We start from the raw sequence: 26,566 nt of genomic DNA, 5'->3' as shown, positions 1-26,566 counted from the left end.
AGCGCCGCGCCCGACGCGGTGAGCACCTTGGAGGCCCGCAGCAGACGGCCCGCCCGGCCGCGCTCCAGCGGCTCCGCCACCATGCCCATCCGGCGCTTCATGGCCGTGGTGGCGCCCAGTTCCAGCGCGGTGCCCAGCGCCGCCATCCGCCGGGCGGGCCCGGCCTGCGCCACCGGCCCGGCCAGCATGCCCAGCCCGCCCGCCGCCGCGGCCCCCGACCCGGCGAAGACCAGCGGCAGTTCCCGGTGCGCCTCGTGCCAGGAGGGGACCGCGGTGTCGGCCAGCAGCACCGCCGTGTAGGTGGTGACGGCCGGTGCCAGCACGGCGGCACCGGCGGTGGCGGCGGCTCCGGTCCGGCGGAACCGCCCGGTCAGGTCGGTCACGGCGGCCAGCCCGGTGAGCGGCCCGTACCCGGCCAGCAGCCAGGAGCCCAGGGACATCGGCGAGGTCGGCTTCAGCACCCGCAGCATGTGCAGGAACCGCTCGGGCCGCCCCAGATCGTGCACCAGAGCCGCCGCGGACAGCGAGATCGCGCCGACGGCGGCGGCCTTGGCGGACCGGGCCAGGGCCGGCCGCCCGGTGGCGTGCGCCCCGGCCGCGAGCAGCGAGGAGCCGCCGGCCAGTCCGCCGAGGAAGAGGTAGCCGGCGATGTCGTGGGCCTGCCAGACCGGCTTGTTGATGACCGGCAGGCCGTAGTACGAGGAGAAGCGGGCCGGCTCCACCACGGGCTGCTCGCCCCGCCGCCGCCCGCGGCGCCGGCGGCCGGCGGCCTCCCCGGTGACCGCCTCGCGGTCCGGGCGCGTGCCCTTCAGGCCCTCCCGGGTGACATCGGATTCGCTCACCGGTTCCTCCCGAGGAAGCAGGCGGCCGCGCCGGCGGCCAGCGCCAGTGCCGCCGCACCGGCGTGCCGCCACATGGCGGGCAGGTCACGGGTGGCCACCACCGGGTCCGGGGGCAGCCCGTACACCTCGGGTTCGTCCAGCAGCAGGAAGAAGGCGCCGTCGCCGCCGACTCCGTCGTCCGGGCTCTCGCCGTACAGCCGGGCGTCGGTGACGCCCGCGGCGTGCAGCCGGGAGACGCGGGCGGCGGCCCGCTCGCGCAGCTCGTCCAGCGGGCCGAACTGGATGGAGTCGGTGGGGCAGGCCTTGGCGCAGGCCGGCTCCATGCCCTCGCCCAGCCGGTCGTAGCACAGGGTGCACTTCCAGGCCCGGCCGTCGTCCGGGCGCTGGTCGATCACCCCGTAGGGGCAGGCGGGCACGCAGTAGCCGCAGCCGTTGCAGATGTCCTCCTGGACCACCACCGTGCCGAACTCGGTGCGGAACAGCGAGCCGGTGGGGCACACGTCCAGGCATCCCGCCTCGGTGCAGTGCTTGCACACGTCCGAGGACATCAGCCAGCGCAGCTCGGTGCGGCCGTCCGGGGACACCGGGGAGACACCCCCGGCCGGGGCCGCCTGCCCGGCCGCCTCCGGCGGGGGCACGGTGCCGCCCAGCCGGCCGGCGGCGTCGAAGACGTCCACCCCGGCGTGGGAAGCGTCGTGGGCCACGCCCGGTTCCTGGCCGCCGAGCGGCTTGCGCTGCTCGATGAACGCCACATGGCGCCAGGTGGATGCGCCCAGGCCCCCGGTGTTGTCGTAGGACATGCCGGTCAGCGACACCTCGTCCGCCGGGATGGCGTTCCATTCCTTGCAGGCCACCTCGCACGCCTTGCAGCCGATGCACACCGAGGTGTCGGTGAAGAACCCCATCCGGGGCGGTGCGGCGGCGGGTTGCGCGGACTGCCGGATCTCCGTCATCGAATACCTCCGGGGAGAGTCCCGCCTTCAGGCGGGGGTGGGGTACCTCCCTCCCGCACGCTTCGCGCGGGGGTGCCCCCTGGCAGGGGGAGAATCGGACGCCTGTGGGAGCAGGGCACGGTGCGGGGTTTCGCTCCCCGGGCGGAGGACCGTGCCGTGATCCGCAGGTTTGCTCTTGATGTGTGGCCGGTCTCGTTGGTGAGCGTGGCCGTGGTGTGCGTGAAGCGGGCGTGTCGGTACCGCTTCCACCCGGCCGGGGCGCGGGCGGCCGAGCGGTCTGTGCTCCCATGCGGCGCCCTGCAGTCGCAGATGGCGCTGAACGTCCGCACCTGGACGTGCCCCAGCTGTGGCACGACCCACGACCCACGACCGGGACGTGAATGCGGCACGCAACCTGAAGGCCGCCGGGCTGGCGGTGACAGTCTGCGGAGCCGGTGCAAGACCTCAACGGAGCACTCCGGGCGGGCAGTCGGCGGGGAAGCAGAAACCCTCACAGCGCGAGCCGTGAGCATCCCCCTCGTACACGAGAGGGATGAAGTCAGCAGTCGCTCTCCTCCTTCGGGGCCTGGTCCGGTCCGGCGAGCCGGGCGGCGATCCGCCGCTGCTCGGACTCGCTGGCGGGCAGTTCGATGCGGTCGCGGACGTACCAGTGGCTCAGCGCGGTGCGCAGCCGGTCGCGGCGGCGCGGCCGGCTCCGGCGCCCCAGGCGCCCCGGCCGCGCGGGCGGCTCGGCGGGCCGCGGCAGGTCCCGGGTGACCGCGAGGTAGTGCTCGGCGTTCGGGATGCGCACCCGGGCCTCCTGGTAGCCGCCGTCCGGGGTGCGGCGGACCTCGCCGGTGCCGTGGCCGTGCAGGATGCGGCGGCGGTCCCGGGCCTGGAGCGCCAGGCACAGCCGCCGCACCGCCAGGAAGACCAGCACCGGCAGCACCACCAGGGAGATCCGCAGGAACCAGGTGAGCGCCGGCAGCTCCAGGCCGAGCACGAACGCGAACACGTCCTGGCCGCCGGCCACCTGGAGCACCGCCGCGAAGGTGATCACCGCCGCGCCGATGCCGGTGCGCACCGGGTGGTTGCGCGGCCGGTCGCACAGGTGGTGCTCCCGGTCGTCGCCGGTCAGCCAGCGTTCCAGGAACGGGTAGGCGTACATGCCGAGGAACAGCAGCAGGGGCAGCACGGCACCGGGCAGGAAGACGTCCCAGACGAGGGTGTGCCCCCACACCACGGTCTCGGCGCCGGGCATCAGCCGCAGCGCGCCCTCGACGAAGCCCAGGTACCAGTCCGGCTGCGAATCCGTGGACACCTGGTCGGGGCGGTAGGGGCCGACCAGCCACACCGGGTTGATCTGCATGGTCGCCGCCATCAGCGTCAGCACGCCGGCCACCAGCAGGAACAGCCCGGTGCTCTTGGCGGCGTAGGCGGGGAACATGGGCTTGCCCACCACATTGCGGTTGGTCCGGCCGGTGCGGGCCCACTGGGTGTGCTTGAGCCTGACGATCAGGAAGATGTGCACGGTGATCAGGGCGATCAGCAGTCCCGGCAGCAGCAGCACATGCGCCAGGAACAGGCGCGGGATGATCTCGTCGCCGGGGAACTCCCCGCCGAAGACCAGGAGGGTCAGCCAGGTGCCGGCCACCGGGACGGACTGCAGGACGCCCTGTGTGGTGCGCAGCCCGGTGCCGGAGAGCAGGTCGTCGGGGAGCGAGTAGCCGCAGAAGCCCTCCGCGATGGCGATCAGCAGCAGCGTCACGCCGACCGCCCAGTTGCCCTCCCGCGGGCGGCGGAAGGCACCGGTGAAGAAGATGCGCAGCAGGTGGCAGACGATGGCCGCGNAAGAAGATGCGCAGCAGGTGGCAGACGATGGCCGCGACGAACACCAGGGCGCCCCAGTGGTGGATCTGGCGCATCAGCAGGCCGCCGCGGATGTCGAAGCCGAGGTCGACCGTGGAGGCGTAGGCCTGCGAGGTGAGCTGCCCCCGCAGCGGCACGTAGGAGCCGTCGTAGGGTTCCCGCGCCATGGACGGGTCGAAGAACAGGGCGAGAAACGTACCGGAGAGCAGCAGGACGACGAAGGAGTACAGGGCGATCTCGCCGAGCAGGAAGGCCCAGTGGTCGGGGAAGACCTTGCGCAGCCCCTTGCCGAGCGAAGCGAGCGCGAACCGGCGGTCCAGGGCGGTGAAGACCCGCTCGCCGGCTCCGCCGGCCCGCCCGGTCTCCGGGGGCGGCGCCGGTGTCCTCGCGGTCTGCAGCGCCTGCGCGGGCTGCGCGGGCTGCGCGGGCTGCGTGGTCCGCGCGGGCTGCGCGGTCCGCGGTGTCTTCGGGGTGTCGGGGGAGGTGTGTTCCGGCATGTCTCCGGCCTGTGGTGCAGGTGTTGTGCGGCGGTGCCGGGCAGGGCGGACGGGCGCCGCCGTGCCGGCCGCCGCCGGTCAGGAGTCCCCCCGGCACGCGGCGGTGAAACCGCGCCCTGCTCCGCCCGGGTGAGGCGGCGCCGCGCGGCTACATGAAATTCCGGGTGTGCAGGGCGGACAGCTCGGCGGCCTCGTCGTCGGGGAAACCCAGCCGGGCCAGCCGGTGTCTGCGGCCTTCGTCCATCTCGGCCCGCAGCCGGAGCACGGCGCGGTGGCCGCGGGCGATGGCCTCCGGCGTCCACGAGCCGGCGGCCAGCACGACCAGGGAGTCGAAGACGTCGTCGTTGAGGCCGGCGGTGTCGGCGAGCGCGTCGTGGCGGCGTTCCACGGCGCCGCGCAGCCGCCCGTGCAGCCCCGGGTCGCGTTCCGCCCGGTGGGCCAGATGGGCGACGCCGAAGGCCACATGACGGGCCTCGTCCTGGCGGGCCAGCCGGGCGACCCGGCGGGTCACCGGGTCCGGTGCGTACCGGTCGAGGAAGGCCAGCAGGCTCAGGAAGCTGCCCTCGCCCAGCACCGACAGCAGGAACGACGCCAGGGAGAAATCCGGTTCGGCGAGCAGCGAGGCCAGGGAGGCGCGCCCGCCGGCCGAGGAGGTGCCCATCCGGCCGCCGCGCAGCAGCGCCCGGCGGGTGAACACCTCCACGTGGCGGGCCTCGTCGGCGGCCTGCACGGCCAGCAGTTGCAGCACCTCCCGGAAGTGCGGGTGCACCCGGGCCAGCAGCCGGGCCGGGATCACCAGCGCGGTCTGCTCGTTCTCCACCAGATACGTCATCACCTGCACGACCGCGTCCTCGATCTCGGAGGGCAGGGCGAACGGCGCCGACCAGTCCACGGCGGTGGCCGGGTCCCACTGGGCGGAGGCGGCGTGCGCGTACAGCCGGGGCGCGAGATCGGTCCAGGCCAGATCCCGGTCGGCCACGTCGCACGGCAGATCGGGGCCGCCGGCCTCGACCAGGGCGCCGCGTGCGGCCGGGCCCCAGTGCGCGGGCGGCCGGGCGACCACGCCGTCCGGTCCGGGGGCGCCGGCGCGTTCCGCGCCCCGCCAGCGGTCCGTCTCCCGCCGGCCGCGCCGCACCGTGGCCCGCACCCGGGGGTCGGGGAACGGGCCGGGGACCGTGCGGTGGCCCTCGCGGCGGCACCATGCGGCCAGGTGGACGGGGAGTGCCGGATCGTGGCCGGCCACGCCGAGCACGGCGCCGGGCGGCAGCCCGGACAGGGCGCGCCGCACCAGCAGGTGGGCGCCCTGGTCGAAGCCCAGCCCGGCCAGGTCCAGCACGGGGCCGGAGCCGGTGCCGGTGCCGACACTGGTGTCCTGGGTGCTCATGGCCGGTACTCCCGGGCGGTGATCCGGCCGTGCTCGTCGTAGAAGCCCGCCTCGGTGACGGCGGCGGACAGGGCGGCGTAGCCCTCGGTGCGGCCCGGCAGCCAGGCGGTCAGCCCCTCCAGGTCGAACAGGCGCCGCACCGCGGGGTCGGCACAGTCCATGGACAGCAGCAGCCGGGTGAGCTCACCGGACAGGCCGGGGGCGGCGGCATGACCGGCCGCCAGCACGCAGTGGTCGTACGGCTCGGTGCGGTCCAGCAGCCGGGTGGCTCCGGGCGGCAGGGTGCCGTCCCGGGTGAACAGCAGGTGCGAGGCGTCGGACAGGCAGGCGGCGGCGGCCTCGCCGGACATCAGGGCGCGGGCGGCGTCCCGTTCGCCGCCGATGTGGTCGCCGTGCAGGCCGGTGCCGGTGTCGTGGCGCAGCACCCGGAAGTCCTCGCCGGGGCGCAGCCCGTGCCGGCGCAGCAGGGCCAGCGGCAGCAGGGTGGCCTGCGGGGAGTCCACCGCGCCGGTGGCCACCGTCTCCCCCTTGAGGTCGGCGGCCCGGTGGTGGCGGGACCCGGCCCGCACCACGATCACCGACCGCAGGTCGCGGTCGGTGTCCCGCATGACCAGCGGGCGCAGCGCGGTGCCCCGGGCGGCGGCCAGCCGGGCCGAGCGCACCCAGGCCAGCGGGGAGTGCCAGGCGGCGTGCAGCCGGCCGTCCGCCAGGTCCTCGGCCTGCCGCTCGTAGTGCGAGTACAGCACGAAGTCGAAGGGCAGGCCCCGGCCGGTGAGCCAGGCGCGGAAGCCGGACCAGATGGTGACGGCCTTGGGGTCGTAGGCGACCGCGCCCATGAGCAGTGTGCCGGTCATGCGGGCTCCGGGAACAGGGCGCGGCCCAGTGCGGCGCGGGCGGTGAGTTCGTGCAGGGCCTCGGTGGTGGGCGCCATCACCCGGGAGGCGAGGGCGTCGCGGAAGCGGCGTTCGATGCCCGGCCCGCGGCGGAAGGCGGAGCCGCCGCACAGCCGCATCACGCCGTCGCCGACCTCGGCGGCGGCCTCGGCGGCCACGGCCTTGACCTGGAGGACCCGGAGCATTCCGTCCTCGCGGCCGTCCGCGAGCGCGGCCAGGGTGTCGTGCAGGAACGCCCGCACGGTGTCGGTGCGCAGCCGCAGCCGGGCGAACCCGGCGCGGGCGACCGGCTGGTCGGCCAGCGTCTCGTCCAGATGGGCCAGGCGGGTGCCGGTGAGGTGGCGGGCGGCCGCGGCGGTCAGCGACTCCATCACGCCGAGGGAGAACGCGGCGTTCAGGACGAGGAAGCAGGGCAGCGCGGTGGCCAGCGCGATGTCCCGGCCGGCGCCGTCCGCGCCGAGCCGGGCGGACGCGGGCACCGTCACCTCCCGTGCCGACACCGGGGTGGAGCCGTTGCCGCGCAGACCGAAGCCGTCGAACGGGCCGGCGGTGCGCAGGCCGGGGGAGTCGCCGGGGACCAGCCACAGCGTCATGGCTCCGGCGGCGCGGGGGTCCAGCGGGCGGCTGGACCACACCAGGGTGTCCGCCTCGGCGGCCGAGGTGACCCACGACTTGTCGGCGTCCAGGCGGACCCGGCCGGAGGGCAGGGCGGTGGCGGTGGACAGGGGCACCCAGAAGTGGCTGCGGGAGCCGGACTCGGAGAAGGCGAGGGTGGACAGGTGGGCGCCCTTGGCGATGGCCCGCCGGATCTCGCCGGGCCCGTGGGCGTCGATGACCGCGGTGGCGGCGTAGTGCATCAGCACCACCATGGCGGTGGAGCCGCAGGCGCCGGCCAGGCGCTCCACCACCCGGGCGGCGTCGGCGGTGGTGGCGCCCGGGCCGCCGGCGTCGGTGCCGACCGTCATGCCCAGCACGCCGGCCCGGGCCAGGGCGTCGACGGACTCCCGCGGGAAGCGGCCGGCCCGGTCCACCTCCTCGGCGGCCGGGGCGATCACCTCGTCGATGATCCGGTCCAGCCCGCCGGCAGGGCCGGTACCGGCGGCGGCACCGGCGGCGGCAGCGTCGCCGGAAAGAGTGTGATCTACCAATTGTCCTCTTTCCACGGTGTGTCAGGGGATCGGCACGGCGCAACAACAGGCGTACTGTACCGTTTCATCCCCCTATGAGGACTTTGCAACTCCCCGTCTTCACCGCTGCCGGCCGGTGCCCGGCCCGGTGACCTGTGCGCCCCCGCCCGCCGCCGGGCGACACGCCGGGGAATGGGCTGCGGGAAGCGGGACCGATCGGACCCGGGATCAGGACAGGCCGGCGGCGGTGAGGGCGGCGACGAACGCGTCCGTGGTGCCGCGGTCCCGGACCGCCAGGCGCAGCCAGTGGCCGTCGAGTCCCGGGAAGGTGTCGCCGCGCCGCACCGCGAAGCCCAGTCCGCGCAGCCGCAGCCGCAGCGGATCGGCCGGCCGGGCGCAGCGGACCAGCACGAACGGCCCCCGGGGATCGGGCACGGCGGCACGCAGCCCGGCGAACCCGGCCAGCCGGTCCAGCAGATACCGCCGGTCGGCGGCGACCGCCAGGGCCGCGGCCTCCGCCTCGGCCAGCGCCCGGGGCGTGCAGCACGCCTCGGCCGCGGCCAGCGCGGGCGTGGACACCGGCCACAGCGGCTGTGCCCGCTCCAGCGCGGCCACCGTCTCCGGGGCCGCCAGCACATAGCCGACGCGCAGCCCGGCCAGCCCCCAGGTCTTGGTCAGGCTGCGCAGCACCACCAGCCCCGGGACCCGGTCCACCCGGCCCGCCACCGACTCCCGTTCGCCGGGCACCGCGTCGATGAACGCCTCGTCCACCACCACGGTGCGGCCGGGCCGGGCCAGCGCGGTCACCGCCTCGGCCGGGTGCAGCACCGAGGTCGGGTTGGTGGGGTTGCCCAGCACCACCAGATCGGCGTCGCCGGGCACGGCCGCCGGGTCCAGCCGGAATCCCGCGTCACCCGGCAGCAGCAGCCGGGTGACGGTGTGTCCGGCGTCCCGCAGCGCTGCCTCCGGCTCGGTGAACTGCGGATGCACCACCAGCGGCCGGGACGCCGGAAGGGCGCGGGCCAGCAGCACGAACGCCTCGGCCGCGCCCGCCGTCAGCAGCACCCGGTCCGGCTCCAGGCCGTGCCGGCGGGCCACGGCGGCGCGGGCCGCCCGGCCGTCCGGGTAGGCGGCCAGGCCGGTCAGCGAGGCGGCGATCCGCTCCCGCAGCCACTCCGGGGGAGTGCCGGCCCGGACGTTCACCGCCAGGTCGGTCAGCCCCGCCCCGGCCTCCCGTACCTCGGCGTCTCCGTGATGCCGCAGATCGTGCCCGGTTCCCGGGGCGGCGCCGGTGCCGCTGCCGGCACCGGTCTCAGTGGGTGTGTGCATGGCCGCCGTGGTGGTGTGCGGGGTGAGGGGCGTGGTGGTGCGGGTGGGCCGGGTCGTCCGGGTGGTGGTGCGGCTGCTGCGGGCTGCCCACCCGGTCCTCGAAGCCGGGCAGCGCGATGCGGTACACGCAGGCGTCGCAGTTCATCCGGACGTCCCCGGTGAGCGCCTCCCGGTAGCGGGCCAGCACCAGGCCGGCCAGCTCGTCGGCCGGCCCGATCACCCCGGCGGTGTCCACCCGGACGTCCGGGTGGGCCGCCGCCCACTCCGCGGCCTGGTCGCGCACCCGGTCCGGCAGCACGCCGGTGAACAGGAAGTACGGCAGCACCACGATCCGCCGCGCGCCCAGCCGCAGACAGCGGTCCAGCCCGGCCGGGACATCGGGCGCGGCCAGCGACACGAAGGCCGTCTCCACGCCCGCCGGGCCGCGGCCCTCCCACAGCAGCCGGGCCGCCTTGAACACCTCGGAGTTGGCGTCCGGATCGGTGGAACCACGGCCCACCAGCAGCACGGTGGTCTCCGCCCGGGCCGCCTTCCGGGCGGCGGGCCCGGCATCGGCGACGCCCAGCGCCTCGTCCAGGCGCCGGTCCAGCACCCGCAGCAGATCCGGATGCGGCCCCAGCGGACGCCCGTAGGCATACGAGATGCCCGGGTGCCGCTGCTTCTCCCGGGCCAGCGCCGCGGGGATGTCGCCCTTGGCGTGGCCGGCGGCCACCAGCATCAGCGGCACGGCCGCGAACCGCCGCACCCCCTGGGCGGCCAGTCCGGCCACCGCCTCGGCCAGCGGCGGCGGGGACAGCTCGATGAAGCCGCCCGCGACGGGCAGGCCCGGGTTGCGGCGGGCCAGGTCGCGCACGAAGGCGCGGAACGCCTCGGCGCCCCCGGGGTCCCGGGTTCCATGGCCGGCGATCAGCAGGGCGGGCGGGGTCGTCACGGGATCTCCTCGGTGTACAGCAGGGCATTGACGGCGGCCGCGGCCACCGCGGAACCGCCCTTCTCGGACAGATTGCTGACGGCCGGCAGGCCGCTGGCGCGCAGTGCGGCCTTGCTCTCCGCCGCGCCGACGAAGCCCACCGGCAGCCCGACCACCAGGGCCGGGCGGGCGGCGGACGCCAGGGAGAGCAGCTCGAACAGGGCGGTCGGCGCGCACCCGACCACCCAGACCGCGCCGGGGCCCACCTCCTCCAGCGCCAGCCGGACGGCGTGCGCGCTGCGGGTCAGGCCGGCCCCCGGATCGGCCGCCGCCCCGGCGAGCCGGCAGACCGCCCGGCGGCGGGTGATCCCGGCGGCCACCATCTCGACATCGGTCACCACCGGGGCACCGTCCCGGTGCAGGGCGGTGTGGGCGGCACGCAGCGCCGCCTCGTCGGTGACCAGGTCGGCGGCGTAGCCGAGATCGGCGCTGGCGTGGATCACCCGCTCGACCACCGCCCGGGTCAGCGGGGGAAGGCCGGAGGTGTCCAGCCGGGACCGCAGGATGCGGTAGGACTCCTCCTCGATCGGGTGCACGGTCCGGGCGGGCGGGCCGGGGACGGGCGTCATGGGCGCTCCTCGATGGCGTCGGCCGGGCACACCTCGATGCACTCGCCGCAGCCGGTGCACAGCCCGGCGCGGACCAGCAGGGCGCCCCCGGCGGGGCGTATGGCGTGCGTCGGGCAGGTCAGCAGGCAGGCTCCGCAGCCCGCGCAGGCGGCGGTGACGCGGACGGGTGCCTGCCGCTCCGGGACCGGCGGCCCCGCGTCCGGCGGCCCCGCGTCCGGCGCGGTGGCGTCCGCGGCGGGGACCGCGGGCTCCGCGCCGCCGGGCACGCCGCCGGCCGGCCGGTGCCCACCGGCCGCGGGGAGCGCTGCGGGGAGGCCGCGAGGCGGGCGCGCGGTCACCGTCCCGGCTCCCGCTGCCAGCGGTAGCCGCGCGGGGTGACCATCCGTCCGGCGACCGTGCGGGTGGCCGTGTTGCCCACCGTCACCACCGTCATCATGTCCACCACCGAGGGGTCGAGCGCGGCGAGCGTGGTGAGCCGGACCCGCTCGCCGGGCCGGGACGCGTTGCGCACCACGCCGACCGGGGTGTCCGGTGACCGGTGCTCGGCCAGCATGCCCAGCGCCTTGGGCAACTGCCAGCCCCGGCCCCGGCTGCGCGGGTTGTAGAAGGTCACCACGAGATCGGCCTCGGCCGCGGCCCGGACCCGGCGCTCGATGACCTCCCAGGGCGTGTGCAGGTCGGAGAGGCTCAGGGACACGTGGTCGTGGCCGAGGGGGGCACCGAGCAGGGCCGCCGCGGCCAGCGCGGCGGTGATGCCGGGCACGCCCACCACATCGATGTCCGTGGACGCCTCGGCCAGGGCCGGTGCGGCCATCGCGTAGACACCGGCGTCGCCGCTGCCGATCAGCGCCACGGCATGGCCCGCGCGGGCCTGCGCCACGGCGGTCCGGGCGCGTTCCTCCTCCGCGCCGAGCCCGGACTCCAGCACCCGGGTGCCCGGCCGCAGCAGATCCCGGATCTGCGCCACGTACTGGTCCAGGCCGACCACCACGGACGCCCGGCGCAGCTCCGCACGGGCGCGCGGGGTGAGCAGGTCGCGGGCGCCGGGACCGAGCCCGACGACCGCCAGCCGGCCGCGCGGGCGGCGCCGGGCCACCGCACAGGTGGCCATGGCGGCACGGCCGTCCGCCGGGGCGGACTTGCGCTTGGGCAGCAGCAGTTCGCCGCCGGGGCCGGCCGCGGCCAGGGCCGCGGCCTCCGCCACCGACGGCGTGCCCACGGCCCGGCGCGGGTGGTCGGAGGGGTTGGGCACCTCGATGCCGGCCAGTTCCCCGGCCGGGAAGGTGACCAGCTCCACGCCGAGCCGTTCGGCGGCGGCCAGCAGACCGGGCTCGCCGGCCTTGGCGTCCACGGTGGCCAGCGCCGCCACACTGCGCGCGGAGAGGCCGGCGGCGGCCAGCGATTCCCGGACCAGCGCGAGCACTTCCCCGGCGGGCACGTCCCGGCTGGCGCCGACGCCCACGACCAGCGAGGGCGGCCGGAGCACGGCGGTGCGGGGCCGCTCGGGGAGCAGCCGGTCGGTGACCGCCAGCACGAAGGGCGCGGCCGCGGCCGTGGCGGCGTCCCCGGCGGGCAGCGGCGGTGGCACGGGAGACCGCTCCGGCGGCGAGGGCTCCACGATGCCGGTGCCGAGCGCGGGCAGCGGCCAGCGGGCGTCCGCCTCCAGCACCACCGGCCCGCCGTCCAGCAGGGCCCGGCCCACGGCCGCGACCGCGCCCTCCACCGGCAGGCCGAGGGTGTCCAGGCCCGGTATGCCGGCCGCGTCGGTGGCCGTGGTGATCACCGGAATGCAGCCCGGCAGGGCGTCGGCGACCTCGGCCGCGAGCCGGTTGGCCCCGCCCGCGTGGCCGCCGAGCAGTGCCACCGCGTGCCGTCCGGCCTCGTCCACGCACACCACGCCCGGATCGCTGTCCTTGCCCGCCAGCAGCGGGGCGATCAGCCGCACCACCGCACCGGTGGCCAGGAAGCACACCACCTGGTCGCACTCGGCGAAGGCCCGCCGCACCGCCTCGGCGGGGCCGCCCGGCTCCCGGTAGACCCGGGTCCGGCCGGGCCAGGCGGACGCCAGCCGGTCGCGGGCGGCGGCCCCGGCGGCGGTCGCGGAGATCAGTCCGATCACGAGAGGGCTCCTTGCTGGTCCGGTCGGTGCCGTCCGGCGGGTCCGGGGCGGTCGCCCCAGAGCAGGAAGACGGGGTTGAGGGGGGCCAGGCGCCGCACGCCGCCGGGCAGCGGCGCCAGCCGGGAGGCGTGCAGCAGCACGCCGTCGACGGCGAGCCCGGCTCCGGCCAGCGCCTCCCGGGCGAGGGGGACCCGCTCCAGCGCGGCCAGCGCCACCACCACGGTGCGGCGCACCCGGCGCGCGGCCCGGGCCGCGATCTCCGGCAGGTCCGCCCCGCCGCCGCCGAGGAACACCGCGTCCGGGTCCGGCAGTCCGTCCAGCGCGTCCGGCGCCGTGCCGTGCACGGTCAGGACGTCCACGCCGTGCGCGGCGGCATTGACCCGGCACAGCTCCACGGCCTCGGCGGACTTCTCCACGGCGACGGCAGCGGCACCGAACCGGGCGCACTCCACGGCCACCGAGCCGCTGCCGGCGCCGATGTCCCACACCAGGTCCCCGAGGCGGGGCCCGAGCCGGGCCAGCGCCAGCGCCCGCACCTCCGCCTTGGTGACCATCTCGTCCCGGTGGGCGAACTCCCGCTCCGGCAGCGCCCAGCGGGCCGGGCCGGCCGGCGGCCCGGCGAGGGTGCGGGCGGCCGGGGCCAGCGTCCTCGCCGGGTCGAGGCAGAGCAGCACGTTCACCGGGCCGGGCCAGTCGCGGGCGGCCGCCTCGCCGGGTGAGCAGCGGACCAGCCGTTCCCGGTCGCCGCCCAGCGCGCTCGCCACCAGCAGGGTCCGCCGGGCGCCGAGCCGGTCCAGGGCGGCGCCGAGCTCGGCCGGGCCGGCGCCGGGCCCGGTGAGCACCGCGGTCTTGGGATGTGCCAGGCAGACGTGCAGGGCGGTACGCGGGTCCCGGCCGTGCGCGCTGACCACCGCCGCGTCGTCCCAGGGCAGCCCGGCGCGGGCGAAGGCCAGCGCCACCGAGGGAACCGAGGGGCGCACGTCCAGGGCGTCCGGGCCGAACCGCTCCGCGAGGGCCCGCACGATGCCGAAGAAGCCGGGGTCTCCGGAGGCCAGCACCAGGACCCGGGCGGCCGCGCCGAGCCGGGCGCGGTGCGCGGCGATGGCGTCCAGGGCCGGGGCCAGCGGGCCGAGTGCGAGGCGCGGCACGCCGGGCGGCAGCCCGGAGGCGTCGAGATGGCGGCGGGCGCCCACGGCGAGGGTGGGGGCCGGGACGGCGGCGCCGGCCGTGCCGGTGCCCGTGCCGCTGCCCGGGCCCGGCGGGGCGCCGGTGCCGGTGCCGGTTCCGGTTCCGGTTCCGGTGACCGTGATCACGGGAGCAGCCTCCCGCCGTCCGGGCCGCCGCCGGCCGCGGCGACCAGGGTGCGGCCGGTGAAGTCCACCAGGGCCGCCTCGGCGGCGACGCGCCCCTCGGTGAAGCGGGAGAGCACCTCGGCGACCCGGCGGCACAGCTCCGTACCGGCGGCGGCCAGCACCCCTGCCTGCTCCCACAGTTCGTAGGCGTGGCGCGCGGTATTGGCCCCGCCCACCCGTTCCGCCAGCTCACCGGAGCCGCCGGCCGCCCGGGTGACCGCGCCGAGCACCGAGGTGTCCACCCGGGAGCGGGTGTAGTGGGTCATCAGCACTCCGGCGGCCAGCTTGGTCAGCTTGCCCGCCATGCCGACGAACACCACCCGCTCCACGCCGTGACCGGCCGCGCGGCGCAGCGCCGCCCCGGTGAAGTCCCCGACCTCGACGAACGCCACCGGCGGCAGCCCGGGCAGCAGCGCCATGGCGCCCTTCTCGGTCCGGCCCCCGGTGCACAGCACCACCGCGGGCACGCCCTGGGCGGCGGCCACCGACACGGCCTGCTCCACGCTCGCCCGCCAGGAGGCGGTGGAGAACGGCCGCACGATCCCGGTGGTGCCCAGGATGGAGATCCCGCCGATGATGCCGAGTCTGCCGTTGGTGGTCTTCCGGGCACGGATCTCGCCGTCCGGCACGCTGATGGTGACGTCCACGCCCCGGGCGCCGGTGTCGATCACCTCCTGCACCGCCTGGGTGATCATGCGGCGCGGCACGGGATTGATGGCCGGGCCGCCGACCTCCAGGCCGAGGCCGGGCCTGGTGACCACGCCGACGCCGATGCCGCCGTGCAGCTCCAGGCCGGGCCGGTCCCGCCAGGCCAGGGTGGCGGTCAGGTGCGAGCCGTGGGTGACGTCCGGGTCGTCCCCGGCGTCCTTGACCACCACCGCCTCGGTGCGGCCGGGGCGCAGCCGCTCGCTCCGCTCCACGGCGAAGGTGACGCGGCGCCCGGAGGGGAGCGCCACCTCGACCCAGCGCTGCGGCCGGCCGGTGACCAGGTGCAGGGCGGCGGCGCGGGCCGCGGCCGAGGCGCAGGTGCCGGTCGTCCAGCCGGTGCGCAGCGCCTTGGGCCGCTGCTTCATGGTGCGCGGCAGATCCGGCTCCCGCAGCTCCGGCCGGCTGTGCTCACCCATCCCCGGCCTCGCTCCCGCCGCCGGGCGCCGGGCCGCGGCGCCCGGCGCGCAGCCGCTCGCGGGCGGCCGGGTCGGCCCGGCGGAAGCCGTGGAAGTGCCCCGGGTGGTACAGATGCGAGCGGGTGCCGGAGGCGGACAGCGCGGGGCCGACCAGGAACAGCGTGTGCTTCCACAGCCGGTGCCGCTTGACCGTCTCCTCCAGCGTGCCGACCGTGCAGTGCAGCAGCAGTTCCTCCGGCCAGGTCGCCTGGTGGGCGATCACCACCGGGGTGTCCGTCGGATAGCCGCCCTCCAGCAGTTCGGCGGCGAGCTGACCGGACCGGGCGGCGGAGAGGAACACCGCCATGGTGGTGCCGTGCCGGGCGAACTCCCGCACCTCCTCCCCGGGCGGCATCGGCGTCTTGCCGCCGCCCAGCCGGGTGAGGATCACCGACTGCGCGACCTCCGGAATGGTCAGCTCCCGCCGGACCAGCGCGGCGACCGCCGAGAACGCCGAGACGCCCGGCACCACCTCCACCTCGATGCCCAGTTCGCGGCAGCGGTCGATCTGTTCCTGGGTGCCGCCCCACAGTGCCGGATCGCCGGAGTGCACCCGTGCCACCCGCAGGCCCGCGTCCCGGGCGCGCCGGTAGACCGCGACCACGTCCTCCAGGGACATCCCCGCCGAGTCCAGGATCTCCGCCTCCGGGCGGGCGTGGCCGAGCACGTCCGGGTGCACCAGGCTGGCCGCCCAGATCACGATGTCCGCCCCGGCGATGGCCCGGGCGGCGCGGAAGGTCAGCAGGTCGGCGGCGCCCGGCCCGGCGCCCACGAAGGTCACCGCGGCCGCTGCCCCGGACGGACCGGCGGCGGGGGTCACAGCTTGCCGCCCCGGGTGGTGCGGCGCGGCGGCGCCAGCAGGGTGGCCAGATACGGCAGCGGTCCGGCACCGGCCAGGTCGGCGGCCGGGCGGATCGATTCGCCGGGCAGACCGAGCGAGGCGCCCCAGACCGCGTCGGCCAGCCGCCCGGTGTCCCGCAGCGCCTGCGCCACCTCACCGGCCCGCCGGCCGAACTTGTAGGCCACCACCGTGCCCGGTCCGTCCAGGGCGGCGCGCAGCACACCGGAGCCCGCGGTCACCGGGACCAGGGTCAGCGGCTCGGTGCCCTCGGTGAGCACCGCGCCGGAGCGCGCGGCCAGGTCCTGCATGGCGGTGATCCCGGGCACCGTCTCGATCCGCACTCCCGGGAGCAGCCCGGTCACGGTCTGGGCAAGGTAGCCGAAGGTGGAGTAGACGTTGGGATCGCCGATGGTGGCGAAGGCCACCGTGCCGTGCTCGCGCAGCAGCGCGGCGACACGCTCTCCGGCCGCGTCCCAGGCGGCCTCCCGGCGTGCCCGGTCGGTGCGCTCGTTGAGCGCGAAGACGACCCGGACCAGCTTCCCGCCCGGGACGTGCTGCCGCACGGTGGCCTCGGCGCGGCCCTGTTCGCCGGTGTCCAGCACGGGCACCACGATTGCCGGGGCCTCGCGCAGCGCGCGCACGCCCCGGACCGTGACGAGTTCCGGATCGCCCGGGCCCATGCCCACCCCGATCAGCCGGGGCTCGCTGCCGGTGCTCATGGTGCTCAGGCTCCTTCGCTGGCGGAGGTGGAGGAGGTGACGGAGGAGAGAGAAGGGAAAGCGGCGCCGGGGCTGCCGGCGGCGTCACGGGGGCCGGACGCGGTGACCGGGTCGGCGCGGGCGGCGTGCCGCACCAGGCGGGCGGCCAGCTCCGGGTGGGCCGCCCAGTGCAGATGGAGGTACGAGGCGTGCACCCCGCCGCAGACGTGGCCCTCGGTCCGGCGCTCCGGAGACAGCAGCCCCCAGGCCGGCACCTCACCCGCGCCCGGGACGAGCGCCGTGCGGTGGAACTCGTGGCCGTGCACCCGGGTCCCGGCCGCGGCCAGAACGCTGTCGTGCACCGCCACGGCCCGCCGGTAGCCGAGCGTGAGCCGGTCCGACATCCGGGCCTCGGCGTCCAGCACCCCGCACATCGGGCGGCCGTCCAGCGACCGGGCCAGGTAGAGCAGCCCGGCGCACTCGGCCGCCACCGGCGCGCCGGACGCGGCCAGTGCCGCGACCGCCGCGCGCAGCGGCTCGTTGGCGGACAGTTCGGCCGCGTAGACCTCGGGGAAGCCGCCGCCGATGACCAGGCCGGCGGTCCCCTCCGGCAGCCGCTCGTCGCGCAGCGGGTCGAAGACGGCCACCTCGGCGCCCGCCGCGTGCAGCAGTTCCGGGTGTTCGGCATAGCCGAAGGTGAAGGCGGGGCCGCCGGCCACGGCGATCACCGGGCGGGTACCGGCCGTGGGCGCGGCCCGCGTCGGGGCCGGGACCGGGGGCGTCCAGGGGGCGCCGGGCAGCGGCGGCGCTCCGCGCGCCAGCGCGAGCACCGCCTCCAGGTCCACGCCCGCCCGGACCCGTTCGGCCATGGCCGCCACCGCCTCGGCGGCCTCGGCCCGCCGCTCGGCCACCGGCACCAGGCCGAGATGGCGGGAGGGCGTGCGGATGCGCTGCGCGCGGTGCAGCGCGCCCAGCACCGGGACCCCGGAGTGGTCCAGCGCCTCCCGGAGCAGTTCCTCGTGCCGGGGCGAGCCCACCTTGTTGAGGATCACCCCGGCCACCCGCACCTCCGGGTCCCAGGAGGCGAAGCCGTGCACCAGCGCGGCCACCGAGCGGGACTGCGAGGAGGCGTCCACCACCAGGATCACCGGCGCCCGCAGCGCCTTGGCCACCTGCGCGGTGGAGGCCAGTTCGCCCTCCCCGGAGGCGCCGTCGTACAGGCCCATCACGCCCTCCACCACCGCCAGGCCGGCGCCGGCCGCGCCGTGCCGGAACAGCGGGGCGATGAGCTCCGGACCGCAGAGGAAGGCGTCCAGATTGCGGCCCGGGCGGCCGGTGGCCAGCGCGTGGTAGCCCGGGTCGATGTAGTCCGGGCCGACCTTGTGCGGGGAGACGGCCAGTCCGGCGGCGGTGAAGGCGGCCATCAGCCCGGTCGCCACCGTGGTCTTGCCGCTGCCCGAGGCGGGCGCGGCGATCACCAGCCGCGGCACCCGGGCCGCCGGGCCGCCCTCGCCCCCGGCCGCAACCGCAGTCGCAGTCGCAGCCGCAGCCGGGGTGCGCCGCCCGCCACGGCCGTCCGTCCCCGTCGGCACCCGCGTCACCATTCGATGCCCCGCTGGCCCTTCTGGCCGCTGTCCATGGGGTGCTTGACCTTGCCCATCTCGGTCACCAGATCGGCCGCCTCGATCAGCCCGGGCGGCGCGTTGCGCCCGGTGATCACCACATGCTGGGTGCCGGGACGGGACCGCAGCGCGGCGACCACCTCGCCGGTGTCCACCCAGCCCCAGTGCATGGGGTAGGTGAACTCGTCCAGCACGTAGAACCGGTAGGTCTCGGCCTCCAGATCGCGCCGCACCTGCGCCCAGCCCTCCCGGGCGGCCTCCTCGCTGGTGGCGGGGGAACGCTGCACCCACGACCAGCCCTCGCCCATCTTGTGCCAGACCACCGTGCCGCCCTCGCCGGAGGCGCCCAGCACCCGCAGCGCGCGTTCCTCGCCCACCCGCCACTTGGCGGACTTGACGAACTGGAATACCCCGACCGGCCAGCCCTGGTTCCAGGCGCGCAGCGCCAGCCCGAAGGCGGCCGTGGATTTTCCCTTGCCGGTGCCGGTGTGCACCGCCAGCAGCGGCCGGTTGCGGCGCTGCCGGGTGGTGAGCCCGTCGTCCGGCACGGTCGCCGGCTGTCCCTTCGGCATTACGCGGCCCTCCTCGGTCCGTCGGCGGAAGTTCCGGCCAGGGCCGGACGACGGCGTTGTCCGGTCATGGCCTGCACGGCGGCGGTGACCGCCTCGGCGCGCAGCTCCTCCAGGGCCACCGCCGGGCCGCCGAGCCGGGCCGCCAGGCCGCCGGCCAGGCCCAGCCGCACCGGCCCGGTCTCGCAGTCGATGACTACCGAGGCGGTGCCGTCGGCGGCCAGCAGGCGCGCCGCGTGCCAGGCCCGGGGGAGCGGTTCGGGGCCGCCGGTGGCCCGGCCGTCGGTGACCGCGACCAGCAGCGGGCGGCGGGCCGGATCGCGCAGCCGCTCCACCCGCAGCGTCTCCCGGGCGGTGAGCAGGCCGGCCGCCAGCGGGGTCCGGCCGCCGGTGGGCAGGGCGGCCAGCCGGGCGGCCGCCGCGTCCACCGAGGAGGTGGGCGGCAGCGCCACCTCGGCGCCGCTGCCCCGGAAGGTGACCAGGCCGACCTTGTCGCGGCGCTGGTAGGCGTCCAGCAGCAGGGACAGCACGGCGCCCTTGACCGCGCCCATGCGCTGCCGGGCCGCCATCGAGCCGGAGGCGTCCACCAGGAACAGCACCAGGTTGGACTCGCGGCCCTCGCGCACCGCCTGGCGCAGGTCGTCCCGGCGGATCACCAGGCCGCGGCCGGTGCGTCCGCGGGCGTGCTGGTGCGGGGCGGCGGCCTGCAGGGTGGCGGGCAGGTGGAGCGCGGTGAGCGGGCCGCGAGGGCGGCGGGCGCCGGTGGAGCGGCCGTGGTCCGTGCGGGCGCGGGAGCGGCGGCCGGCCGCGCCCTCGCCGATACCGGGGACGGACAGCACCCGGGCGGCGAACGGCTCACCGGCCGGGACGGCGGACTGCTCGGCGGCGGCGCCGCTGCCACCGGGGGAGCCGGTGCCGCCGGAGCCGGCACCGGCCGGGTCCGCGGAGCCGTCCGCGGAGCCGTCCGCGGGGCCGTCGTCCCGCGGCGGCGCCGCGGCCGCCCCGCCGCCGTTCCCGTCCGGACCGTCCCCGTCGGGGCCATCCTCGTCCGGACCGTTCCCGTCCGGACCGTCGTCCTGGTGTCCCTCGTCCCCGTGTCCCTCGTCCCCCGGGCCGGGGTCACCGGGACCGGGGCCGGCGTACTCGGCGAGGGTCTCGTCCAGCTTCTCCTCGTCCAGGCCCGGCGCGTCGAACGGATTGCGGCGGCGCCGGTGCGGCAGCGCCAGCAGCGCGGCCTGCCGCACGTCCTCCGCCAGCACCTCGGTCCGCCCCGCCCAGGCGGCCAGCGCGGTCGCGGTCCGCGCCATCACGATGTCCGCCCGCATGCCGTCCACCTCGAACGCCGCGCAGGTGGCCGCGATCTGCCGCAGTGCCGCGTCGCCCAGCCGCACCGACGGCAGCAGGGCGCGGGCCGCGGCGATCCGCTTGCGCAGCGCCTCCTCCTGGTCCGCCCAGCCCGCCGCGAAGCCGGCCGGGTCGGCGTCGTGGGCGAGCCGCCGCCGCACCACCTCCATCCGCTCCTCGGGCTCCCGGGAGGCGGCCACCTCCACCGTCAGGCCGAACCGGTCCAGCAGCTGCGGGCGCAGCTCGCCCTCCTCCGGGTTCATCGTGCCGACCAGCAGGAACCGGGCGGCGTGCCGCACGGACACGCCCTCCCGCTCCACATGGCAGGCGCCCATGGCCGCCGCGTCCAGCAGCAGATCGACCAGGAAGTCGTGCAGCAGATTGACCTCGTCGACGTACAGCACGCCGCGGTGCGCCTGGGCCAGCAGACCCGGCTCGAACGCCTTCACCCCTTCGGTCAGCGCGCGCTCGATGTCCAGCGCGCCCACCAGCCGGTCCTCCGAGGCGCCCACCGGCAGTTCCACCATCCGGGCCGGGCGGCCGGCGCCGGGGCGCGGCACGTGCGGGCCGTCCGGGCAGTGCGGGTCAGGGGCGGCCGGGTCGCAGGAGAAGCGGCAGCCGGGCACCACCGTCACCTCGGGCAGCAGCGCGGCCAGCGAGCGCACCGCGGTCGACTTGGCGGTGCCCTTCTCGCCGCGCACCAGCACGCCGCCGATGGCCGGGGAGACCGCGTTGAGCAGCAGACCCAGCCGCAGGTCCGCCATGCCCACGATGGCCGTGAAGGGGTAGGGGGTGAAGGTGTCCGCGGTGCCGGCGCTCATGCCGTTCCTGCCGTTCCTGCCGTTTGTTCCGTGCGTGCCGTCCGTGCCGTCCGTGCCGCTCATGTGAGGCCCTCCGGCCGTTTCTCCGGGCCTTCCTCCGGTCCGGCCTCCAGATCGCCCTCCAGCTCCAGGTAGACCGCGCGCAGACCCTCCAGGGTCTTCTCCTCGGGCCGCTCCCAGAGGCCGCGGTCGGCGGCCTCCAGCAGGCGTTCGGCGATGCCGCGCAGCGCCCACGGATTGGAGGCGCGCATGAACTCCTGGTTCTCCGGGGCGAAGACGTATTCGGCGGCCAGCCGCTCGTACATCCAGTCGTCCACCACCCCGGCGGTGGCGTCGTACCCGAACAGGTAGTCCACGGTGGCGGCCATCTCGAAGGCGCCCTTGTAGCCGTGCCGGCGCATGGCCGCCATCCAGCGCGGGTTGACCACCCGGGCCCGGAAGACCCGGTGCGTCTCCTCGCCCAGGGTCCGGGTCCGCACCCGCTCCGGGGTGGCGCTGTCGCCCACGTACGCCTGCGGCGCACTGCCGGTGAGGTGCCGCACCATGGCCACCATGCCGCCGTGGTACTGGAAGTAGTCGTCCGCGTCCACCAGATCGTGCTCGCGGGTGTCGATGTTCTTGGCCGCCACCTGGATGCGGCGGAAGGCGGCCTCCATGTCGCCGCGGGCCGGGCGGCCGTCCAGGCCGCGGCCGTAGGCGTAGCCGCCCCAGACCGCGTACACCTCGGCCAGGTCGGCGTCGCTGCGCCAGTTGCGGGCGTCGATCAGCGGCAGCAGGCCCGCGCCGTACGCGCCCGGCTTGGAGCCGAACACGCGGGCGGTGGCGCGCCGCCGGTCGCCGTGCACGGCGGTGTCCTGGTCGGCGTGCGCCCGCACATGGTTCCGCTCCGGCGGCTCGTCCAGCTCCGCGACCGCCCGCACCGCGTCGTCGATCAGCGTCACCACGTGCGGGAAGGCGTCCCGGAAGAAGCCGGAGATACGGACCGTGACATCGATCCGCGGCCGGCCGCCGTCCAGCTCGGCCAGCGGCACGACCTCGAAGCCGGTCACCCGCCGGGAGGCGTCGTCCCAGACCGGGCGGCAGCCCAGCAGGGCCAGGATCTCCGCGATGTCGTCGCCCTGGGTCCGCATGCAGGAGGTGCCCCAGACGGTCAGCCCCACCGAGCGCGGATACTCGCCGTGGTCGGCGAGGTGACGGGCCAGCAGCGAATCGGCCAGCGCGCTGCCCACCTCCCAGGACAGCCGGGACGGGATCGCCTTGGGGTCGACGGAGTAGAAGTTGCGGCCGGTCGGCAGCACATTGACCAGCCCGCGGGTGGGCGAGCCGGACGGCCCGGCCGGGACGTACCCGCCGTCCAGGGCACGCAGCACATGGCCGATCTCGTCGGTGGTGCGGGCCAGCCGGGGCACCAGCTCGGCGGCGGCGAACTCCAGCACCCGCACCGCCTCGGGCAGCGCCGCCGGCGCGCCGGGGCCGAGCACCTCGGCCACCGCCTGCCCGGCCGCGCCCGGCGCGGTCCAGTCCCGGGCCTCCATGGCCTCGGCCAGCCGCCGGGCCAGATGCTCCAGCAGGTCGATGGCGTCGGAGGCGGTGCGGGCCGGGCCGTCGGCCAGCGCGGTCAGCGCCGCCGGAACGGTGATCCGGGCACCGGGCACGGCCAGCAGCTCCTGCTCGTCCAGCCCGAAGTGCCCGGCCAGCACCGCCCGCAGCCCCGGCAGCGCCCCGCCCACGCCGCCCCACACCTGTGCCGAGCGCAGCACCGCCAGCGCCAGATTGACCCGCGGCGGGCCGGCGGGCGCGGCGCCCAGTACATGCAGGCCGTCCCGGATCTGCACGTCCTTGATCTCGCACAGCCAGCCGTCGATGTGCATCACGAACTCGTCGAACTCGTCCTCGTCCGGCTGCTGTTCCACCTGGAGGTCGTGGTGCAGCTCGGCCGCCCGGACCAGGGTCCAGATCTGGCTGCGCACCGCCGGTGCCTTGGCCGGGTCCAGATCGCTGACCAGGGCGTACTCGTCGAGAAGCTGCTCCAGCCGGGCCAGGTCGCCGTAGGAGTCGGCGCGTGCCATCGGCGGCACCAGGTGGTCCACCACGGTGGCGTGGCCGCGACGCTTGGCCTGGGTGCCCTCGCCCGGGTCGTTGACGATGAACGGGTAGACCAGCGGCAGCTCGCCCAGCACCGCGTCCGGGGCGCAGCCGGCCGACAGGCCCAGGCCCTTGCCGGGCAGCCACTCCAGGGTGCCGTGCTTGCCGAGGTGGACGACCGCGTCCGCGCCCCAGCTCCGCTCCAGCCAGCGGTAGGCCGCCAGATAGTGGTGCGAGGGCGGCATGTCGGGGTCGTGGTAGATGGCGATGGGATTCTCGCCGAAGCCGCGTGGCGGCTGGATCATCAGCAGCACATTGCCGAACTCCAGGGACGCCAGCACGATGTCGTCGCCGTCGGTGTAGAGGGAGCCGGGCGGCTCGCCCCAGTGCCGGACCATTCCCTCGCGCAGCTCCGGGTCGAGTGCGGCGAACCACTCCCGGTAGTCCTTGAGCGGCACGCGGGCCGGAGCGGCGGCGAGCTGCTCCTCGGTCAGCCACTCCACGTCGTGCCCGCCGGCCGCGATCAGCCGGTGGATCAGCTCGTCGCCGCTGTCCGGGTGGTCCGTCACCCGGTAGCCGGCGGCGCGCAGCGCGTCCAGCAGCCGTACCGCCGAGGCCGGGGTGTCCAGGCCCACTGCGTTGCCGACCCGGGAGTGCTTGGTCGGGTAGGCGGTGAAGACGACCGCGATCCGCTTCTGTGCGTTCGGCTTGCGGCGCAGCGCGGCGTGCCGCACCGCGATGCCGGCCACCCGGGCGGCCCGTTCCGGATCGGCCCGGTACACCGGGATGCCGTCCGGGCCGTCCTCCTTGAAGGAGAACGGCACGGTGATCAGCCGGCCGTCGAACTCCGGGATGGCCACCTGCATGGCCGCGTCCATGGGGGACAGGGCCGCGTCCGAGGCCAGCCACGCGTCACGGCCGCCGGTCAGGCACAGGCCCTGCACGATCGGCACGTCCAGCGCGGCCAGCGCGCCGATGTCCCAGGTCTCGTCGTCCCCGCCGGCCGAGGCGTCGCCGGGGCGGGTGCCGCCGGAGGCCAGCACCGTGGTCACCAGGGCGTCGGCCCGGCCCAGCAGTCCGAACAGGGCCGGGTCCGCGCCGCGCAGCGAGGTGCACCAGACGGGCAGGGCGTTGGCGCCGTGCCGCTCGATCGCCGCGCACAGGGTTTCCACGAAGGAGGTGTTCCCGGACAGTTCGTGCGCCCGGTAGAACAGCACCGCCACCGTGGGCCGGCCGGGCAGTACGGAGGGCTCGCCGTGCACCCCGAAGGCCGGCATGGGACGCGGCGGGGCGAAGCCGTTGCCGGTGAGCAGCACCGTGTCGGACAGGAAGCGGGCCAGCTCGGCCAGGTTCTCCGGGCCGCCCTCCACCAGGTAGCGCAGTGCCTCGGCGACCACCCCGGCGGGCACCGTGGACTCGGCCATCAGCTCGGCGTCCGGGACGGCCTCGCCGCCCAGCAGCACGCACGGCACACCGGCGGCGCGCAGCACGGCCACGCCCTCCTCCCAGGCGCGCCGGCCGCCCAGCAGCCGCAGCACCGCCACCCCGGCGCCGTCCAGCAGCTCCGGCAGGTCCCGTTCCGGGTCCAGCCGGGCCGGGTTGCCGATCCGGTACGGTGCGCCGGAGGCCCGGGCGGCCAGCAGATCGGTGTCCGCGGTGGACAGCAGCACCACCGGCGGCTCCGGTGCCCGCTCCCGCTCCCGCTCCCGCTCCCGCTCCCGCTCCCGCTCCCGCTCCCGCTCCCGCTCCCGCTCCTGCTCCTGCTGCGGCTCGGGCCCGGGCTCCGGTCCGCCGTGCCGGGGCGGTGCCGCCCGCCCGGTGTGCCGTTCCGCGGAGCCGGGCGCGGTGTGCCGCCCCGGTCCCGTCGCTGCGCCGTCCGTCCCCATGCCCGGCTGCTCCCTCGTCCCATGTCGGCTGTGCGTCGGTTCCTGCGGTGTCATGGCGCCCCCGGCGGCAGGAAGGGCAGATCCCCGGGGACGCCCTCCTCGATCAGCCGCAGCAGGGCCGCGGTGTCGGCGTGCTCCTCGATCAGGTCGCCCAGCCGGTCGAGCTGTTCCTCGCGCAGCTGCCCGAACCGGGTACCGGGCGCGGGCACGAAGCGGCGGCCGGCGTCGGCCGCGATCCGGCGCAGGAAGGCGCGGCGGAATCCGTCGCTCTCCAGCGAGCCGTGCCAGTGGGTGCCCCAGACCGGGCCCGCGCGGCAGCCGTCCAGGAACGGTTCCCCGCCGTGCACCTCGGCGACGCCGTGGTGGATCTCGTAGCCCGCCACCGGCTCGCCCAGGGCCCGGCCCCGCGGCCGGGCCAGCGTCTTCTCCGCCCGGAACCGCACCCGCACCGGCAGCAGCCCGAGGCCGTCCACCACCCCGGCGCGCGACTCGACCTCGTCCTCGATGCGCTCGCCGAGGATCTGGAAGCCGCCGCAGATGCCGAGCACCGGGCGGCCCTCGGCGGCGCGCCGGGCCAGCGCCCCGGCCAGCCCGCGGTCCCGCAGCCAGCGCAGGGCGCGCACGGTGCCGCGGGTGCCGGGCACGATCACCAGGTCGGCGTCGGCCAGTTCCTCGGGGCGGTCGCAGAACCGGACCACCACGCCGGGCTCGGCCGCCAGTGCGTCCACGTCCGTGAAGTTGGACATCAGCGGCACCGGCAGCACCGCCACCCGCAGCACCTCGGGCCCGTGCGGAGCGGCCGGACTGCTCTCCCGCACGGTGCCGCGCAGCGAGATCCGCAGGCCGTCCTCCTCGTCGATGCCCAGCCCGTGCCGGAACGGCAGCACGCCCAGCACCGGCCGGCCGGTCAGGCCGCGCAGCATCTCCAGCCCCGGCTCCAGCAGGCCGGCGTCCCCGCGGAATTTGTTGACCAGATAGCCCGCCACCAGCGCCTGGTCGGCGGCGGAGAGCAGGGCGGTGGTGCCGAAGAAGGAGGCGAAGACCCCGCCCCGGTCGATGTCCCCGACCACGACCACCGGCAGCCGGGCGGCGCGGGCCAGGCCCATGTTGACGATGTCGCCGCGGCGCAGATTGATCTCGGCGGGGCTGCCCGCGCCCTCGCAGATCACCGCATCGTGGGTGCGGCGCAGTTCGGACAGGCAGCCGGTGACGGTGGTCAGCAGCTCCTCCCGGCTCAGCGGGCCCCCGGCGCCCGGGGAGTGGTAGCCGCGGGCGCTGAGCTCGCCCACCGGCCGGCCCATCAGCACCACCTGGCTGCGGCGGTCCCCGCCGGGCTTGAGCAGCACCGGGTTCATCAGCGCACTGGGCTCCACCCGGGCGGCCGCCGCCTGCATGGCCTGGGCGCGGCCGATCTCGGCGCCGTCCTGGGTGACAAAGGAATTCAGCGACATGTTCTGCGCCTTGAACGGCGCCACCCGGAGCCCCTTGCGCGCCAGCCAGCGGCAGATTCCGGCGGTCACCACGCTCTTGCCCGCGTCCGAGGTGGTCCCGGCCACCAGCAGCGCTCCCGCGCTCATCGCGCCCCCCGGCCGCCGACGGCCCGCGCGGCGGACCACGCGGCGGCCCGCGGGCACCCCGCGGGCCTGTCGGCGCG

20 protein-coding genes and 1 pseudogene are annotated in these 26,566 nt (G+C 76.7%); 1 reads left to right on the top strand and 20 read right to left on the bottom strand.

What is annotated here, in order from left to right; all coding sequences use genetic code 11:
* Both nrfD and GQS09_RS15600 read right to left on the bottom strand, forming a co-directional pair.
* The coding region (gene nrfD, locus GQS09_RS15605) for an NrfD/PsrC family molybdoenzyme membrane anchor subunit (protein WP_165986679.1) at window positions 1–842 on the bottom strand (842 nt) is incomplete at its 3' end.
* On the bottom strand, window positions 839–1,795 hold the full coding sequence (locus tag GQS09_RS15600) for a 4Fe-4S dicluster domain-containing protein (RefSeq protein WP_165986678.1): 957 nt from the start codon (window positions 1,793–1,795) through the stop codon (window positions 839–841). The genes nrfD and GQS09_RS15600, both read right to left, overlap by 4 nt.
* 306 nt (window positions 1,796–2,101) lie before the next feature.
* On the opposite strand from GQS09_RS15600, the pseudogene GQS09_RS29565 reads away from it, so the two are divergent.
* A pseudogene (locus tag GQS09_RS29565) lies at window positions 2,102–2,303 on the top strand (zinc ribbon domain-containing protein); the annotation flags it as partial.
* Between the two features lie 30 nt (window positions 2,304–2,333).
* Here GQS09_RS29565 and GQS09_RS15595 read toward each other — a convergent pair.
* The 18 genes from GQS09_RS15595 to GQS09_RS15510 form a co-directional block, all read right to left on the bottom strand.
* Window positions 2,334–3,596, bottom strand: coding sequence for a cytochrome b (locus GQS09_RS15595; RefSeq protein WP_313896155.1), 1,263 nt, complete (start codon window positions 3,594–3,596; stop codon window positions 2,334–2,336).
* A gap of 692 nt (window positions 3,597–4,288) precedes the next feature.
* The gene (locus tag GQS09_RS15590) at window positions 4,289–5,524 is read right to left on the bottom strand and encodes a ferritin-like domain-containing protein (protein ID WP_165986677.1); all 1,236 of its coding nucleotides are present in this window, start codon (window positions 5,522–5,524) and stop codon (window positions 4,289–4,291) included.
* Window positions 5,521–6,378: a phosphate/phosphite/phosphonate ABC transporter substrate-binding protein gene (locus tag GQS09_RS15585; protein ID WP_165986676.1), complete on the bottom strand. Its 858-nt coding sequence runs from the start codon at window positions 6,376–6,378 to the stop codon at window positions 5,521–5,523. The genes GQS09_RS15590 and GQS09_RS15585 overlap by 4 nt, the downstream gene beginning before the upstream one ends.
* Complete coding sequence (locus tag GQS09_RS15580) at window positions 6,375–7,565, bottom strand: acyl-CoA dehydrogenase family protein (protein ID WP_243761448.1); 1,191 nt, start codon at window positions 7,563–7,565, stop codon at window positions 6,375–6,377. Before GQS09_RS15580 ends, GQS09_RS15585 begins: the two co-directional genes overlap by 4 nt.
* Before the next feature lie 207 nt (window positions 7,566–7,772).
* On the bottom strand, window positions 7,773–8,873 hold the full coding sequence (gene cobC, locus GQS09_RS15575) for an Rv2231c family pyridoxal phosphate-dependent protein CobC (RefSeq protein ID WP_165986675.1): 1,101 nt from the start codon (window positions 8,871–8,873) through the stop codon (window positions 7,773–7,775).
* On the bottom strand, window positions 8,857–9,804 hold the full coding sequence (locus GQS09_RS15570; protein ID WP_165986674.1) for a sirohydrochlorin chelatase: 948 nt from the start codon (window positions 9,802–9,804) through the stop codon (window positions 8,857–8,859). Before GQS09_RS15570 ends, cobC begins: the two co-directional genes overlap by 17 nt.
* Window positions 9,801–10,412, bottom strand: a complete 612-nt coding sequence (locus GQS09_RS15565; protein WP_165986673.1) for a precorrin-8X methylmutase — start codon at window positions 10,410–10,412, stop codon at window positions 9,801–9,803. The genes GQS09_RS15570 and GQS09_RS15565 overlap by 4 nt, the downstream gene beginning before the upstream one ends.
* On the bottom strand, window positions 10,409–10,750 hold the full coding sequence (locus GQS09_RS30415) for a 4Fe-4S binding protein (RefSeq protein WP_313896153.1): 342 nt from the start codon (window positions 10,748–10,750) through the stop codon (window positions 10,409–10,411). The genes GQS09_RS15565 and GQS09_RS30415 overlap by 4 nt, the downstream gene beginning before the upstream one ends.
* Complete coding sequence (gene cobJ / locus GQS09_RS15555; protein WP_165986672.1) at window positions 10,747–12,531, bottom strand: precorrin-3B C(17)-methyltransferase; 1,785 nt, start codon at window positions 12,529–12,531, stop codon at window positions 10,747–10,749. The genes GQS09_RS30415 and cobJ overlap by 4 nt, the downstream gene beginning before the upstream one ends.
* Window positions 12,528–13,844, bottom strand: coding sequence for a precorrin-6y C5,15-methyltransferase (decarboxylating) subunit CbiE (cbiE, locus tag GQS09_RS15550; RefSeq protein ID WP_165986671.1), 1,317 nt, complete (start codon window positions 13,842–13,844; stop codon window positions 12,528–12,530). Before cbiE ends, cobJ begins: the two co-directional genes overlap by 4 nt.
* Window positions 13,841–15,007 (bottom strand): cobalt-precorrin-5B (C(1))-methyltransferase, encoded by a 1,167-nt coding sequence (locus GQS09_RS15545; RefSeq protein WP_165986670.1) that lies wholly within the window; start codon window positions 15,005–15,007, stop codon window positions 13,841–13,843. The genes cbiE and GQS09_RS15545 overlap by 4 nt, the downstream gene beginning before the upstream one ends.
* Window positions 15,000–15,827, bottom strand: a complete 828-nt coding sequence (gene cobM / locus GQS09_RS15540; protein WP_165986669.1) for a precorrin-4 C(11)-methyltransferase — start codon at window positions 15,825–15,827, stop codon at window positions 15,000–15,002. The genes GQS09_RS15545 and cobM overlap by 8 nt, the downstream gene beginning before the upstream one ends.
* Before the next feature lie 35 nt (window positions 15,828–15,862).
* Entirely contained in the window at window positions 15,863–16,606 is a 744-nt protein-coding gene (cobI, locus tag GQS09_RS15535; RefSeq protein WP_165986668.1) for a precorrin-2 C(20)-methyltransferase, read from the bottom strand.
* A 5-nt stretch (window positions 16,607–16,611) separates the two neighbouring features.
* A complete protein-coding gene (locus tag GQS09_RS15530) occupies window positions 16,612–18,063 on the bottom strand; it encodes a cobyrinate a,c-diamide synthase (RefSeq protein WP_313896152.1) in 1,452 nt (483 codons plus the stop codon).
* A gap of 119 nt (window positions 18,064–18,182) precedes the next feature.
* Complete coding sequence (gene cobO, locus GQS09_RS15525) at window positions 18,183–18,779, bottom strand: cob(I)yrinic acid a,c-diamide adenosyltransferase (RefSeq protein ID WP_165986666.1); 597 nt, start codon at window positions 18,777–18,779, stop codon at window positions 18,183–18,185.
* Window positions 18,779–20,941 (bottom strand): putative cobaltochelatase, encoded by a 2,163-nt coding sequence (locus GQS09_RS15520; protein WP_165986681.1) that lies wholly within the window; start codon window positions 20,939–20,941, stop codon window positions 18,779–18,781. The genes cobO and GQS09_RS15520 overlap by 1 nt, the downstream gene beginning before the upstream one ends.
* A 59-nt stretch (window positions 20,942–21,000) precedes the next feature.
* A complete protein-coding gene (gene cobN / locus GQS09_RS15515; RefSeq protein ID WP_207957869.1) occupies window positions 21,001–24,690 on the bottom strand; it encodes a cobaltochelatase subunit CobN in 3,690 nt (1,229 codons plus the stop codon).
* A gap of 272 nt (window positions 24,691–24,962) precedes the next feature.
* The gene (locus tag GQS09_RS15510) at window positions 24,963–26,489 is read right to left on the bottom strand and encodes a cobyric acid synthase (protein ID WP_165986665.1); all 1,527 of its coding nucleotides are present in this window, start codon (window positions 26,487–26,489) and stop codon (window positions 24,963–24,965) included.
* Window positions 26,490–26,566: the final 77 nt, after the last annotated feature.

The organism is Streptomyces sp. YIM 98790 (assembly GCF_011421595.1).
Lineage (GTDB): Bacteria > Actinomycetota > Actinomycetes > Streptomycetales > Streptomycetaceae > Streptomyces.
Note: the sequence above shows the minus strand (reverse complement) of the source record. Positions and strands in the feature narration are given on the sequence as shown.